At 57.5% G+C, this 14,621-nt stretch carries 13 protein-coding genes; 11 read left to right on the plus strand and 2 right to left on the minus strand.

Annotation, left to right across the window (positions count from 1 at the left end; translation table 11 throughout):
- Window positions 1-685 (minus strand): aminotransferase class I/II-fold pyridoxal phosphate-dependent enzyme (locus KUC_RS19915; protein ID WP_244264734.1); only part of this gene is annotated, 685 nt, incomplete at its 3' end.
- Between the two features lie 216 nt (window positions 686-901).
- Here KUC_RS19915 and dksA point away from each other — a divergent pair.
- The 11 genes from dksA (at window position 902) to KUC_RS04015 (ending at window position 13,360) form a co-directional block, all read left to right on the plus strand.
- Window positions 902-1,339, plus strand: a complete 438-nt coding sequence (gene dksA, locus KUC_RS03965) for an RNA polymerase-binding protein DksA (RefSeq protein ID WP_007111809.1) — start codon at window positions 902-904, stop codon at window positions 1,337-1,339.
- A 140-nt stretch (window positions 1,340-1,479) separates the two neighbouring features.
- A complete protein-coding gene (gluQRS, locus tag KUC_RS03970; protein WP_007111810.1) occupies window positions 1,480-2,391 on the plus strand; it encodes a tRNA glutamyl-Q(34) synthetase GluQRS in 912 nt (303 codons plus the stop codon).
- A gap of 1 nt (window position 2,392) precedes the next feature.
- Window positions 2,393-2,569, plus strand: a complete 177-nt coding sequence (locus KUC_RS19680) for a hypothetical protein (protein WP_007111811.1) — start codon at window positions 2,393-2,395, stop codon at window positions 2,567-2,569.
- Window position 2,570: 1 nt separating this feature from the next.
- Window positions 2,571-5,519: an ATP-binding protein gene (locus KUC_RS03980; RefSeq protein WP_040480242.1), complete on the plus strand. Its 2,949-nt coding sequence runs from the start codon at window positions 2,571-2,573 to the stop codon at window positions 5,517-5,519.
- Window positions 5,497-6,885 carry a sigma-54-dependent transcriptional regulator gene (locus KUC_RS03985; RefSeq protein WP_007111813.1) on the plus strand — a complete coding sequence of 463 codons (1,389 nt, stop codon included), beginning with the start codon at window positions 5,497-5,499 and terminating at the stop codon, window positions 6,883-6,885. The genes KUC_RS03980 and KUC_RS03985 overlap by 23 nt, the downstream gene beginning before the upstream one ends.
- Window positions 6,886-7,779: 894 nt before the next feature.
- On the plus strand, window positions 7,780-9,162 hold the full coding sequence (pcnB, locus tag KUC_RS03990; RefSeq protein ID WP_007111815.1) for a polynucleotide adenylyltransferase PcnB: 1,383 nt from the start codon (window positions 7,780-7,782) through the stop codon (window positions 9,160-9,162).
- Window positions 9,162-9,656, plus strand: a complete 495-nt coding sequence (gene folK, locus KUC_RS03995; protein ID WP_007111816.1) for a 2-amino-4-hydroxy-6-hydroxymethyldihydropteridine diphosphokinase — start codon at window positions 9,162-9,164, stop codon at window positions 9,654-9,656. Before pcnB ends, folK begins: the two co-directional genes overlap by 1 nt.
- A gap of 158 nt (window positions 9,657-9,814) precedes the next feature.
- A complete protein-coding gene (gene panB, locus KUC_RS04000; protein ID WP_007111817.1) occupies window positions 9,815-10,606 on the plus strand; it encodes a 3-methyl-2-oxobutanoate hydroxymethyltransferase in 792 nt (263 codons plus the stop codon).
- Window positions 10,607-10,637: 31 nt separating this feature from the next.
- Window positions 10,638-11,510, plus strand: coding sequence for a pantoate--beta-alanine ligase (gene panC, locus KUC_RS04005; RefSeq protein WP_007111818.1), 873 nt, complete (start codon window positions 10,638-10,640; stop codon window positions 11,508-11,510).
- A gap of 28 nt (window positions 11,511-11,538) precedes the next feature.
- A complete protein-coding gene (panD, locus tag KUC_RS04010) occupies window positions 11,539-11,919 on the plus strand; it encodes an aspartate 1-decarboxylase (protein WP_007111819.1) in 381 nt (126 codons plus the stop codon).
- A gap of 262 nt (window positions 11,920-12,181) precedes the next feature.
- Entirely contained in the window at window positions 12,182-13,360 is a 1,179-nt protein-coding gene (locus KUC_RS04015; protein ID WP_007111820.1) for an acetyl-CoA C-acetyltransferase, read from the plus strand.
- Between the two features lie 71 nt (window positions 13,361-13,431).
- Here the strand turns inward: KUC_RS04015 and KUC_RS04020 are convergent, their stop codons facing one another.
- Window positions 13,432-14,601 carry an MFS transporter gene (locus tag KUC_RS04020; RefSeq protein WP_007111821.1) on the minus strand — a complete coding sequence of 390 codons (1,170 nt, stop codon included), beginning with the start codon at window positions 14,599-14,601 and terminating at the stop codon, window positions 13,432-13,434.
- Window positions 14,602-14,621: the final 20 nt, after the last annotated feature.

Consider the following 14,621-nt stretch of genomic DNA (forward strand, 5'->3'; position numbering starts at 1 on the left):
TGTTGACCACAAAGGCGTTGGCCGAGAGCGACATCGCCGAAAGCGGTGCATCGTCGTAGTTGAGGCCCTGATAAATTTCATCGACGATGACCTCACCTTCGCGCTCTGCGACCGCAGTCAGAACCGCAGAAAGCTGTCGGGCGCTCAACGTGTGGCCGGTGGGGTTAGAGGGCGACGCCAGCATCGCCAGGCTCGTATCCTCACGCCAATGCTGCGCTACCAGGGCAGCGTCCAACTGCCAACCGCTATCACGCCCCACGGATACCGCATCAATCTCAGCGCCAGCCAGGGCCATAAAGTGACGATTGCAAGGGTAGTTCGGGTCAGCCATCAGCACCCGCGAGCCGCTTTCGACTAATAGCTGGCTCGCCAGCAGCAGTGCCCCCGACGCCCCTGGCGTTACTAAAATACGCGCCGGATTCACCGTGGCGTTAAAGTGCTCGGCATAGTGCCCAGCGATTGCCTCGCGCAGCGCGGGTAGCCCTGCCGCCGGTGTGTATCGGGTATGGCCATTGGCCAGCGCTTGCTGCCCGGCCGCGATAACCGGCGCCGGGGTGGCAAAATCCGGCTCGCCCACTTCTAGATGAATCACATCATGGCCGGCGGCTTCCCGCGCCTGGGCCATTTCCAGCAAATGCATGACCCGAAAAGGGGCAACGTGAGCGACACGCGAATTCCAGGCCATAACGGCTCCTTCGTCTAATCATTTTTTGAAACGGGGCGAATATTGAAAAACTAACTAAAACATGGCGCTAGTCATATTCAAGATCAGACTATCGTCAAAAGCTCACCATTATGCTTGCAACGCCGTCATTTTTCAGCTAAACAAGCATCCCTTTGGCGTGAGATCGTGACAGTTGCTCATGGTCGATCAGTAGTCACATATGTAAGGGGCAGTCCCATGCCAGTAGCAGAAAAGAAACCGGAAGCGTCCAAGTCCTTCACCCCGTATGAGCCAGCGCCGGGTGAAGAGTATATGAACGAGCAGCAGCTAGCGCACTTCCGTCAGCTGCTGCTGGATTGGAAACAGGATCTCATGGAAGAGGTGGATCGTACCGTACGCCACCTGCAGGAAGATGCGAACAACTACGCCGACCCCGCCGACCGTGCTACCCAGGAAGAAGGCTTTAGCTTGGAACTGCGCACCCGGGATCGCGAGCGTAAGCTGCTCAAGAAAATTAACGAGACGCTAGATAACATTGACGATGACGATTACGGCTTCTGCGAGGCCTGCGGCGTTGAAATCGGCATTCGTCGTTTAGAAGCTCGCCCCACCGCCACCCTCTGCGTGGATTGCAAAACCTTGGCGGAACTCAAAGAGAAACAGCTAGGCGGCTGAGCGCTAAAACAACGTTCTACTTGGACGCGGGCACCTTAGGGTGCCCGTTTTTGTTAACGTCTTCTTTTAAATAACTTTTTTGCATGGCTTACTTGAACAACTAATTTCAAAAACCAGGCCCTTTCAGCAACGACACTACTATGAATGAACCTGCTCGCTACCGTGGTCGCTTTGCCCCTACACCCTCAGGCCCGCTGCACTTTGGCTCATTGGTCGCCGCACTCGGTAGCTATTTAGATGCCCGCGCGGCCGATGGGCAGTGGCTGGTGCGCATTGAAGATATCGACCCACCCCGCTGCCCTGAAGGGGCGGCGAGCACGATTTTGCGCCAACTAGAAACCTTCGGCCTGGAGTGGGACGCAGCGGTAATGTGGCAACACACCCGCAATGATGCTTACCAACACGCCTTAGACCAGCTCATCCAGCTCGGCCTTGCCTACCCCTGTAGCTGTTCGCGTAAGCAGTGGCAGGCGTTTGATACCTACCCCGGCTGGTGCCGCGATGGCGTCTGTGATCCTACTAAGCCGGTGGCCTGGCGGCTGCGCAGCGACCGCGGCGAGCGCCCTATTCGCTGGCAAGACCGGCTATTCGGCGAACAGCAGTTTGACCCGGCGGAACAGGGCGATGTGGTATTAAAGCGCAAGGATGGCCTGTGGGCGTATCAGCTCGCCGTTGTCGTCGACGACGCCGAGCAGCAGATTAGCGATGTAGTGCGTGGGCTTGATCTACTCGATAACACTCCTTGGCAGCGCCAGCTACAGAGCGCGCTTGGGCTACCACAGCCGCGCTATCTACACTTGCCGCTCATCGTCACCGCTGAAGGCCAGAAACTTTCAAAGCAGAACCTCGCCCCCGCCCTGGCGGAAGATGACCACGGTGCACGCCAGCAGCTCTTTCAGGCGCTCGAAGCGCTTGATCAAGCGCCGCCCCAAGACCTCGCAGCAGAGCCCCCGTCGACTCAGCTACACTGGGCAGTAGCGAACTGGTCACTGGCACGACTAAGCCCAACACCACACCGACTAATGCCCCTCTTACATCCATCAGGAGATTGATATGTACGTCTATCGCATCATGCTGTTTTTGGTGTTTGGCGGTTACCTGCTCTCTCCGCTGTTGATGAACGGCTGGAGCGACCCAGAGGCTGCCTGGTATCGGCCGTTTGCGATATGGGGCGGCTTGATTGCGCTAACCCTGTGGCTAGAGCAGAAGAGGAAGCTTGATGAGCGTTGAGATGCCCGTTGAGATAGTCAGCGTCCTACTGCTGGGGCTAGGCTACTTGGCGCTACTGTTTGGCTGTGGTTTTGCGGTAGAGCGCGGCTGGGTGTCGGCGCGCATTACCCGCCACCCGATTGTTTACATCCTTGCCCTGGGTGTTTACGCCAGTGCCTGGGCAATTTACGGCAGCATGGAAATGGCCGCCCACGCTGGGTTTGGCTACCTGGCTTACTACCTGGGCGCAGCGGGGGCATTCTTGCTCGCCCCGGTGCTGCTGGTGCCGATCCAGCGCATTACCCGCACCTATCAGTTAACCTCGCTGGCGGATCTATTTGCCTTTCGCTTTCGCTCCCGCTGGGCGGGTACGCTAGTCACCCTGGTTAGTCTACTGGCGGTGCTGCCACTGCTCGGCATTCAAGTCCAAACCCTCAGCGAAGCCATCGACATACTCACCAACAGCCAAGCGGGAGGGAGCGTTGCACTGCTCTTTTGTGCCGTTATTGCCACCTTTGCTGTGATTTTCGGCGCCCGCCACAGTCAGTCTCATGGCCGCCACGACACCCTGCTTAGTGCTATCGCATTTGAATCCATCGTTAAGCTGCTGGCCATGCTGGGGCTGGGTGCGGTGGCACTATGGATGGTGTTTGACGGCCCAGGCGATCTACAGCTGTGGCTGGAAGGCCCCGGCGCTATCCTCCAGCAGCAGACACCCAAGCTTGACCCGGCTCAGTGGCGAACCCTGCTGCTACTGTTTTTTGCTGCGGCCTTTATGATGCCGCACCTCTTCCATATCAGCTTTGCCGAGAGCCTGTCACGGCATACCCTGCTACAAGCCAGTTGGGCACTGCCGCTGTTTCTACTGTTAATGGCGCTGCCCGTGCCGCTGATCTGGTGGGCCGCTCAATCGGTTAATGCCGACATACCCATCGCCGCCTATGCCGCCTATCTGATGACCGAACACTGGTGGGTAGGGGCACTGGCGTTTATCGGCGGACTAGCCGCCGCCAGCGGCACCATGATTATGATTGCTCTGGCGCTTTCCGGCATGGTGCTTAACCATATTGTGCTGGTAGCGAGGCCCCCCGAGGCGCGCAGTGATCTCTACGGCTGGCTGCTGTGGCTGCGCCGTGGTTTAGTGGTCGCTGTGATTATCGGCGGCTGGGTGTTTTACCATTGGGTAGGGCGCCATCATGGTCTCATCGGCTTGGGGTTAGCCGCTTTTGTAGGTATGGCTCAGTGCCTGCCTGGCATGCTGGCGCTGCTTTACTGGCCGGGTGCTAACCGTAAAGGCATGATTATTGGCCTGATCGTAGGCGTCAGCGTGTGGCTATGGGGTCTATGGTTGCCACTCATGTTCTCGCTACCCGTACCGACGCTACCCTTTACACCGTTTACCGATACTGGTGCGCCGGTTTGGTACAACGTCACGCTGCTGTCGTTAGCGGTCAATATCCTGCTGCTGATTGTGATATCGCTGTTTACGCGCATCTCCGAAGGGGAGCAGTCCGCCGCGGAAGCGTGCTCGGTGGATGCGGTGATCCGCTCCAAGCGTTTTCCGCTGGAAGCCGCCACAGCGAGTGATTTTTCTAATCACTTAGCTCAAGCGCTGGGGGACGAAGCCGCCCAGCGCGAAGTCGCCCGTGCCTTGAAGGCGCTCAATTTAACGCCCCAGGAACGGCGCCCCTACGCACTGCGCCGCCTGCGCGACCGTATTCAAGCCAATCTCTCGGGTTTAATGGGGCCTTCGGTAGCGCGGGATATCGTGGATCGCTACCTGCCCTACCGCCACGACGACGCCCCTGAAACCGACGATATTCACTTCGTTGAAAGCCGCTTGGAAGCCTACCGCTCACGGCTAACGGGGTTAGCCCGTGAACTAGATGGTTTACGCCGCCACCACCGCCAAACCCTTGCATATTTACCGGTCGGGCTGTGCGTACTGGGCGATGATGATGAGCTGCTAATGTGGAATCAGGCGCTCTCACAACTTTCGGGAATTAGCGGTGAAAGCGTGATTGGCTCACGCCGTGATAGCCTACCCGCCCCCTGGCCCAGCCTACTGGGCAGCGTGTTAGAGACCACGTCAACACCGCTCTATAAACAGGCGGTCACGCTGCACGGTAAAGATTATTTTTTGACCCTGCACATAGCTATTCTCAGCGGTAATGACAGCCGGGGCGGCAGCGTTATTCTGATTGAAGATCATACCGAAATGAAGTGGCTGGAAGATGAGTTGGTGCATGCTGCGCGCCTCGCCTCTATCGGCCAGTTAGCCGCCGGGGTCGCCCATGAAATTGGCAATCCGATTACCGGCATCTCGTCGCTGGCGCAAAATCTACGCTACGACACCAACGACCCCGCCTTGCTGGAGACCGCCGATCAAATCCAGCAGCTAACCCAACGGGTAACCAAAATCGTTAACTCATTGGTAGGCTTTGCCCATGGCGGGCGCCAATCGTTGCCGCTCCCCGCTTTGCCGGTGGCGCTCGCATCGATTAGCGAAGATGCACTGCACTTGATCCACCTCGCTCGCTCGGGAGAGGATGTCACATTAACCAATGAGACGCCCGACGACTTGGTGGTCCGCGGCGATGCCCAGCGGTTAACTCAAGTGATGGTCAACCTGCTGAGCAATGCCCGAGATGCCTGCGACCAGGGGGGAGAAGTTCACATGACCGCAGGGCGCCACGAACAGCTTGCCTGGTGGCGAATAACCGATAACGGTCAAGGCATTGACCCACGGGTGCGCGGCCACTTATTTGAGCCCTTTACCACCACCAAGCCAGCAGGCGAAGGCACCGGTCTGGGCCTTTCACTGGCTTATCAGATTATCAATGAACACCAGGGTAAGATAGAAGTGGCCTCGCCACCGCCCGGACAGCCTCGCGGCACTGCCATTACGCTATGGCTGCCGCTTTACCAACAGGATGATCAGCCAGCTCATGCCCAGGATTCTGATTGTTGAAGATGAAGCGATAATTCGCAGCGCGTTAAAGCGCCTACTGGAACGCCACCACTATACGGTCAGCGAAGCAGGCAGTGCTGAGGAGGCCTGCCAGCTTGAGCTCAAAGGATTCGATCTCATCATCAGCGACCTGCGCCTGCCGGGCGAGCCGGGCACCACGCTGATTGCGGCGTCAAGCCCCGTGCCGGTGCTGATCATGACCAGCTACGCCAGCATGCGCTCTGCCGTGGAGTCGCTCAAACAGGGCGCCGTAGACTACGTTGCCAAACCCTTCGACCACGCCGAGCTATTGGAAACCGTTGAGCGGATCCTGCACAAGCAGTCGATGCAGCAGAGCCCGCCGCCGGATATCACCAATGCCGGCGGCGGCCGCCAGACCATGATCGGCAACTGCGTTGCCATGCAGCAGGTCTACACCCGTATTAGTAAAACCGCCCCCGCCGATGTCACCGTGCTGGTTCTGGGCGAGTCGGGCACCGGTAAGGAGCTGGTGGCACGCGCGATTCACCAGCAGAGCAAGCGCGCCAAAGCGCCGCTGATCTGCGTCAACTGCGCGGCGATTCCTGAAACGCTGATCGAGTCCGAGCTATTTGGCCATGAGAAAGGCGCTTTTACCGGCGCCAGCGCTGCGCGCACCGGGTTAGTTGAAGCTGCCGACGGCGGTACGCTGTTTTTGGATGAAATTGGCGAACTGCCGCTGGATGCCCAAGCACGGCTGTTACGTGTGCTCCAAGAAGGCGAAATCCGTAAAATTGGCTCGGTGGAAACCCGCCACGTTAACGTCCGGCTGATTGCGGCCACCCATCGCGACCTGCGGGCGCTGTCAAAAACTGGCGAATTCCGTCTTGATCTTTACTACCGCCTGAACGTCATGCAGATCGAGCTGCCGCCACTGCGCGAGCGAGAGGATGACGTGCTCGAGATCGCCGACATTCTGCTCGACAAAGCATGTAAGCGTCATGAACGGCCCGGTCTGCGTTTATCACGTGCTGCCCGCCAGGACTTGCGCGACTACCCCTGGCCAGGCAACGTGCGCGAGCTGGAGAATGCCCTTGAGCGTGGCGTCATTCTTGCCGAGGGGCATCTGATCCACCCGGATGATTTAGGTTTAGCGCCCATTACCGCTCGCCCTCATGCTCCGTCAACGACCACTCCCGGCACCTCTGGCAGTGCAGATAATACCGCCGGAGAAAATGAAGACGACCTCTCGTTAGAGGATTACTTCCAGCATTTTGTGCTTGAGCACCAAGATCAAATGAGTGAAACCGAACTGGCACAAAAACTGGGTATTAGCCGTAAAAATCTTTGGGAACGCCGCCAACGGCTTGGCATACCGCGCAAAAAAACGGCCCGCCGCCCAGGCTAAGCGCCAGGGCGCGCCCAGCTGTCCTGGCCTCAAGGCGATCTCTACGACCATTGTCTAATATACTGATTTAAATAAGAAATATCCCACTCTTTGCCACCCTGACACTGTTACCTTCCCACACAAAACCGCGCACAAACGGACGCAGAAGGGGTAACACTTTTCGCGTCGCTAAGTTCCTCAGCGTTCAAAAAAACGCCAAGCTTCTGAAATTTATAATGTATTAAATAGGTGGCACAGCGTCTGCAGTATTACTAGGTAAGAAAAACAAACTGGGCATAGCGGTAGGTCACCAACAAAAACAACATGACCTCACCCCCACCTGAGCCACAACAAAAACAACAGGGCCAGGTAGAGATAAAGGCACTAATAAGAACAACAGGCTTGAGTCTCATAACTTGCTTGCGCAGGCATCACAGGCGCAGCGAACAACAATAAAAGAAGCAAGTGGCCCGAAAGGACGCGACGTACAACGTGACTTGGCATCCTAACAACAATAATAGCTGTCAGTGTGTACACCCCGGCGCCAATAATAATTCCCCGGGGGGAGAAAAGTTCGCGGTTGGATTATTGTTTTGAATACGAGGCGGTCGGAATGATTGAGATCCTAACGCCTACCGACTGCGGTGCGTATTCAGGGCGATGTGCCATCATGAAGAAAAACAGCAGCAGGGACGCTGATTAATCGCTTAATAGGGGAGGCTCTCTTAGCCTCCCTTTTCCGTGTCTGGCCACTTGAGTTTACTCAAACCGGCGTCAAATGCTTTGCAAGCCTTGGGGGGTCGGATACACTCGGACATTAACGTCTATGTTAGATACGCATTTGACGTGCTTTTTACATAGCCATGTTACGCAATACTTGACTTTTTTATGTACCCTGCGAGTTGAAATCGTCGCATGTTTAAAGGATTTACCCGTTTCCTACACAGCCCGGGGGAGCAATTGAAAACCTTGCTTGATCCCCAAGAGAGCACTACCAGCGCCCTTACTCCGCGCAACATCCCTCGGTCCGAGCACCCTGTTTCTCGCCAGCATATTAGCGATGCCGCGTTAAAAGTGCTCTATCGCCTTAGCGGTGCAGGGTTCGATGCCTATTTAGTCGGCGGCTGCATCCGTGATGCGCTACTTGGCAAGATGCCCAAGGATTTTGATGTGGCCACCAACGCCACTCCCGAGCAGGTGCGCGATCTATTTCGTAACTCGCGCCTGATTGGTCGGCGTTTTCGGATTGTCCATGTACGCTTTGGCCGTGAGGTCATTGAGGTCACCACCTTCCGTGGCAAACCCCAAGACGAGCATGGCGATCACATTGCCCACCAGTCCGATGAAGGATTACTGCTACGCGACAATGTGTGGGGCAATATTGAAGAGGACGCACTACGGCGCGACTTCACCGTTAATGCGCTCTACTACAATATCGCCGACTTCAGCATCACTGATTTTGCCAATGGTGCCGAGGACATTAAAACCCGTACCCTGCGCCTGATTGGCGACCCAGCGACGCGCTACCGCGAAGACCCGGTACGAATGCTGCGGGCGGTGCGCTTTGCGGCTAAGCTCGACTTCACGCTGGACCCCGCCACCGAAGCGCCGATGTACGATCAGGCGCCGCTGCTGCTGCAGATTCCTGCCGCGCGCCTGTTCGATGAAGTGCTCAAGCTATTTATGTCGGGCCACGGCTTGGTCACCTTCCGGCTACTCAGCCACTACGGCCTGTTCGGCATGCTGTTCCCCGAGGCCGAAGAAGCCATGGCCGATGCCGCCTGGGCCGAAGAGTTGATTGAGCAGGCGTTGACCAACACCGACAAACGTATTGCCGAAGAGCGCCCGGTCACCCCGGCCTTCCTGCTGGCAGCGTTTTTATGGGCCCCGGTCAAGCATCGCCAGGAAGCGCTGGAGCAAGAGGGCATGCCGCCCATTCCCGCGCTTCAAGCGGCGGCTCAACAGGTGGTATCCCGGCAGTTAGAGTTCACTTCTATTCCCAAGCGCTTTGGTATCCCCATGCGGGAGATTTGGGAGTTACAGCAGCGCCTACCCCAGCGGCGAGGTAAAAAAGCCTTTCAAACCCGCGAACATTCACGCTTCCGGGCGGGCTATGACCTGCTCCTGCTACGCGAGCAGGCGGGTGAAATACCCAGTGGCTTAGGCGAGTGGTGGACTGCGTTTCAGCGCGGCGATGAGCACGAACAGCGTCGCTTGCTGCAAAAAGTCGGCGGCGACCCTGCCAGCCAGGGTGATCGCCGTCGTAAGCGGCGCCGTAAGCCGAGCGCGCCAGAGTAGTGGGCGCGCCTCCCCAGCTCGCCTATATCGGTTTGGGTAGCAATCTTGAGTCGCCTATTGAGCAGGTTCGCGAGGCCCTCAATGAGCTGGTCATGCTGCCACTAAGTCGACGGGTGGCAGCGTCTTCGCTTTACGCCAGCCGCCCGGTGGGGCCGCAGGATCAGCCAGACTTTATTAACGCCGTGGCAGCGCTGGAGACACACCTCTCACCGCTGGCACTGCTTGACCAGCTTCAGGCGTTAGAGCAGCAGCATCGCCGCCGCCGCCAGCGCCACTGGGGGCCACGCACGCTCGATCTTGACCTGCTGCTCTACGCTAACGACCACATCGATTCGCCGCGTTTACGCGTACCGCACCCGCAAATAACTGCCCGGGCCTTTGTACTGCTTCCCCTCGCAGAGATCGCTCCCTCTCTCGATCTTCTCCAACAGCCGCTATCCGCATGGCTTGAACGTGTTCAGAACCAAGGTCTGGAACGCTTACCTAACGCCTAGTGCGCGGCTAACGCTACCATTTGACACAAATCTCGACACCGACACCCCATTCAGGTAACAATTGCCGGTTACGCCACTTCGCGCATGCAGGGATGCAGCATCAATAATGGTCGGCTGCCTATGTCGCAACGGCCTCACGTAAAACATGAGAGCACGCCATGAAAACCGTCACCCTAAGCACGCTGCAGGCCTATAAGCAGGCTGGCGAGACGTTCAGTTGCCTAACCGCTTATGACGCCTCCTTTGCCCATGCGGCAAGCCAAGCAGGCATTGATGTCCTGCTCGTCGGTGATTCCCTGGGCATGGTGCTACAGGGCCATAACAGCACCCTACCCGTCACTATTGACGACATCGTTTACCACACCCGCTGCGCGGCGCGTGGTAAAGGCCATAGCCTGCTGATGGTCGATCTACCCTTTATGAGCAACGCCACCACCGAGCGCCTGCTGGAAGATGCCGGTGCCGTGATGCGCGCGGGGGCAGAGCTGGTCAAGCTGGAAGGCGAAGCGTGGATGGCCGATGGCATTCGCGAACTCACCCGCCGCGGCGTACCGGTGTGTGCCCACCTGGGCTTAACCCCGCAAACCGTGCATCAGTTAGGTGGCTATAAAGTTCAAGGGCGCGACGCCGCTCAAGCGGAACGCATCATTAATGACGCAAAAGTGCTTGTCGAAGCGGGCGCCTCAGTGATTCTGCTTGAGTGCGTTCCCGCCAGCCTGGGCAAAGCGGTCACCGAAGCGCTGGATGTACCGGTGATCGGCATTGGCGCAGGACCGGATACCGATGGTCAAATTCTGGTGATGCACGATGTGCTCGGCATCACCCATGGCCGCACACCCCGCTTTGTAAAAAACTTTATGGTCGACGCTGATAGTATTCAAGCTGCTTTTCAGCACTACCACGAAGCCGTCAAAACCCGCGCCTTCCCGGCTCAAGAGCACTGTTTTTAAACCCCATTTTTGTTATTGACACGAAACGACTATGCGCACTTTGCGAGATATTGATCAGCTACGCAGCACGCTGCGAGATTACCGCCAACGCGGCCAGCGTATTGCCCTGGTGCCCACCATGGGCAACCTACATGCCGGCCACTTAGCGCTGGTCGCCTGCGCGAGGCAACACGCCGATATCGTGGTCTCAAGCCTGTTTGTCAATCCAATGCAGTTTGGCCCAGGCGAAGATCTCGACGGCTATCCGCGTACCTTTGATTCCGATCAAGCGAAGCTCGTTGAGGCTGGCTGCGACGTGCTGTTTTCCCCGGCAGTGAGCTCGCTCTACCCCAACGGCTTGGACGCTCAGACCCGCGTGCATGTGCCCGTGGTGGGCGAAGGACTCTGCGGTGGCTCGCGCCCCGGTCATTTCGACGGTGTCTCCACCGTTGTTAGCATGCTGTTTAATTTGGTGCAGCCAGATGTCGCCTGCTTTGGGGAGAAGGACTACCAGCAGTTGGCGGTGATTCGCAAGCTAGTGCACGACCTGCATATGCCCATCGACATTATCGGCGTGCCGATAGTGCGCGCAGAAGATGGCCTGGCACTGTCATCACGCAATGGCTATTTAAGTAGCGAGGAGCGTGCAAACGCCCCTGTGCTTTATCGCACGCTGTGTACACTTCGCGATGCGCTAGAGCGCGGTGAACCTATTGAAAAGGTACTACACCAGGGTAACACCGCGCTGTATGATGCGGGATTTACACTGGACTACCTGGAACTGCGCGATGCCACGCTAGGCCCCGTCAACCTAGCTACCCGCCATGCGGTACTGCTGGCCGCCGCCAAGCTGGGCCCGGCGCGATTAATCGACAACCTTACTGTTCAACTTCCGGCCAGCGCTGACACTACGGTCAGAGAATAAACAAACAACGGGTAATATAGGAACTCACATGCATACCATTATGCTCAAAGCCAAGCTGCACATGGCTCGTGTCACTCACGCGGTACTCAACTACGAAGGCTCCTGCGCCATCGACGGAGACCTGCTGGATATGGCGGGCATTCGTGAAAATGAGCAAATCCAGATTTACAACGTCGAGAATGGCGAACGCTTCACCACTTACGCTATCCGCGGCGAGGAAGGCTCCAAGCTTATCTCAATCAACGGCGCAGCGGCACACCTCGCCGCACCTGGCCATCGCATCATTATCTGCAGCTACGCCCACTACTCTGAAGCCGAACTAGAAAACCATCAGCCTGCGCTGGTGTATCTCCAAGAAGGTAACCACGTTAGTCATACCAGTAATATTATTCCGGTGCAGCTAGCCTAATCAAAATTTTCCTAATCATGGCGCCACTACTACTTTCTTCTGACGGGCCATAGGTTGGCCCGCTTCTATTTGCCCATAAAGGTTTATTGCCGCAACACATCACCTTCCCCTATGCTGAAGAGACAGCTGACAGAGCACGACAAAAAGAGCACAGCTGACAGAGTACGGCTGACAGAGTACGGCTGACAGAGTACGGCTGACAGAGCACGCCTGTCGGGCATCTGGTATCAGACTGTCTGTTAATCACTTCAGGAGTCATTTTATGCAAGAAGTAGTCATTGTTGCGGCACGCCGCACCGCTGTAGGCGCTTTCGGCGGTTCGCTCGCGGGTATTCCAGCGAGTGACCTGGGCGCCCTGGTGATCAAAGATATTCTCGCCTCAACCGGTGTTGCTCCGGATCAAGTGGATGAAGTGCTTCTAGGTCAGGTACTCACCGCAGGCGTAGGCCAAAACCCGGCGCGCCAAGCGGCTATTAAGGGTGGCTTGTCAGACTCAGTACCGGCCATGACGATCAACAAAGTATGTGGCTCAGGCCTTAAGGCGCTGCATCTCGCCACTCAAGCCATTCGCTGCGGCGATGCTGAGCTAATTCTGGCCGGCGGCCAGGAGAATATGTCCGCCTCGCCACACGTATTGCCCAACTCCCGCAACGGTCAGCGCATGGGCGATTGGAAAGCAATTGACTCCATGGTGCACGACGGCTTATGGGACGCTTTCAACAACTACCATATGGGCATTACTGCCGAGAACTTAGCCGAAAAGTACAGCATCACCCGCGAAGCGATGGACGAGTTCGCTGCGGCGTCGCAGCAGAAAGCCGCGGCGGCGATTAGAGAAGGCAAATTCAAAAGCCAAATCGTGCCGGTGGAGATTCCCCAGCGCAAAGGCGACCCGGTGGTGTTTGATACTGACGAAAATCCCCGCGAAGTAACCGCCGAGAAACTCGGTGGCATGCGCCCCGCGTTTAAGAAAGACGGTACCGTTACCGCGGGTAACGCCTCGGCCCTCAACGACGGTGCAGCGATCGTCATGCTCTGCTCGGCCGAAAAAGCCAAACAACTGGGCTTGGAACCGCTAGCGCGTATTGCCGCTTACGCCAACGCGGGCGTAGACCCGGCGATTATGGGTATCGGCCCCGCGCCTGCGACCCGCCGCTGCCTTGAAAAAGCCGGCTGGAGCCTGGACGATCTTGATCTGGTGGAAGCCAATGAAGCCTTCGCTGCCCAGGCGCTATCCGTTAACAAAGAGCTGGGGTGGGATGTTAGCAAGGTCAATGTCAACGGCGGCGCGATTGCCCTGGGTCACCCAATCGGCGCTTCCGGCTGCCGCGTACTGATCACACTGCTCCACGAAATGATCGCCCGCGACGCCAAGAAAGGTCTCGCGACACTGTGTATCGGCGGCGGCCAGGGTGTAGCGCTGGCTATCGAGCGTCCTTGATTTATTGTTTGAGGTGAGCGCTTAACCAATGCCCCCGCTGCTCACGGGGGCATTTTTTTGCTCCTATTGGCTCAACGTGTTTTTTGACCAACGACCTTGGCTGGCGTGCTTAGCACTAGCAGCATCCCCAGTAGGAATAATCCCGATGCGGCCCACATGGCAATGGGTAAGCTAGTGCCATCGACGATACGCCCACCCAGCATGGCGCCCAGACCAATCGACATATTGAAGGTAAACGCCATCAAGGCGGTGGCAGCTTCGGTATTTGGCGCAGTACGCAAAATCCAGGTTTGAATACTCACCGATACGCTGCCAAACACCGCTCCCCACACCATGAGCAACATGACGCCGCTGCTCGGTTGACCCCCCAACAGCGGAAACACGGCCACCACGACAAGCAGCAGGCTGGGAATCGCCAATACCGCGCGGTAAGGGTGCCGTCCGGCGAACATACCCGCCGCGATATTGCCCAGGATGCCTGCGGCCCCATAGAGCAGCAGCAGGCTACCCACATGGCGTTGGGAAATACCGCTAATCTCCTGCAGGATAGGGCTAATAAAGGTGTAGGCGGCAAAATGGCCGACGACTACAAAGGCGGTGGTTAGCACCGCGACGCGCACCCCACGATTGCTAAACTGCTGCGCCAGTACCCGCAGCCGCACCGGCTCCCGCGGGGGCAGCGGCGGTAACCAACGCCACAGCGCGATGGCCGTTAACAGACTTAAACCGCCCAGCGCTGCAAAGGCGACCCGCCAGTTGCTGAAATCGCCCAATAGCGTGCCCAGTGGTACGCCCAGCACCGAGGCCGCCGCGACGCCACCAAAAATCATCGTCATCGCTTTAGGCACCTGTGACTCTGGCACTAAGCGCGGGGCAATACTGCCCGCAACCGCCCAAAAACCACCAATACTAAGCCCCACCAACACGCGGGCGGCGAGCAGCAAGGTAAAGCTGCTGGCAAATGCCGAGAAAACACTCCCTGCCACCATCACGACCATCAATACTGTTAGCATGATGCGCCTATCCAAGCGCCCCACCGCGACCGGTAACAGCGGCGCTGAAAAGGCAGCGACTACGCCAGGCACAGTCACCATTAAGCCCGCCATGCCTGGGGTAACGCCCATCGATGAGGCCACCTGGGACAATAAGCCAATCGGCAGTTGTTCTGCGGTCACCAGTAAAAAAATGCCGATCATCACGGCCACCACCGCCCACCAGCGCGGCGCTTGCTCCTGCTCCATCGCAATTACTCCCTGATTCT

The sequence above is a fragment of the Vreelandella boliviensis LC1 genome, assembly GCF_000236035.1.
In the GTDB taxonomy this organism is placed as follows: Bacteria; Pseudomonadota; Gammaproteobacteria; order Pseudomonadales; family Halomonadaceae; genus Vreelandella; species Vreelandella boliviensis.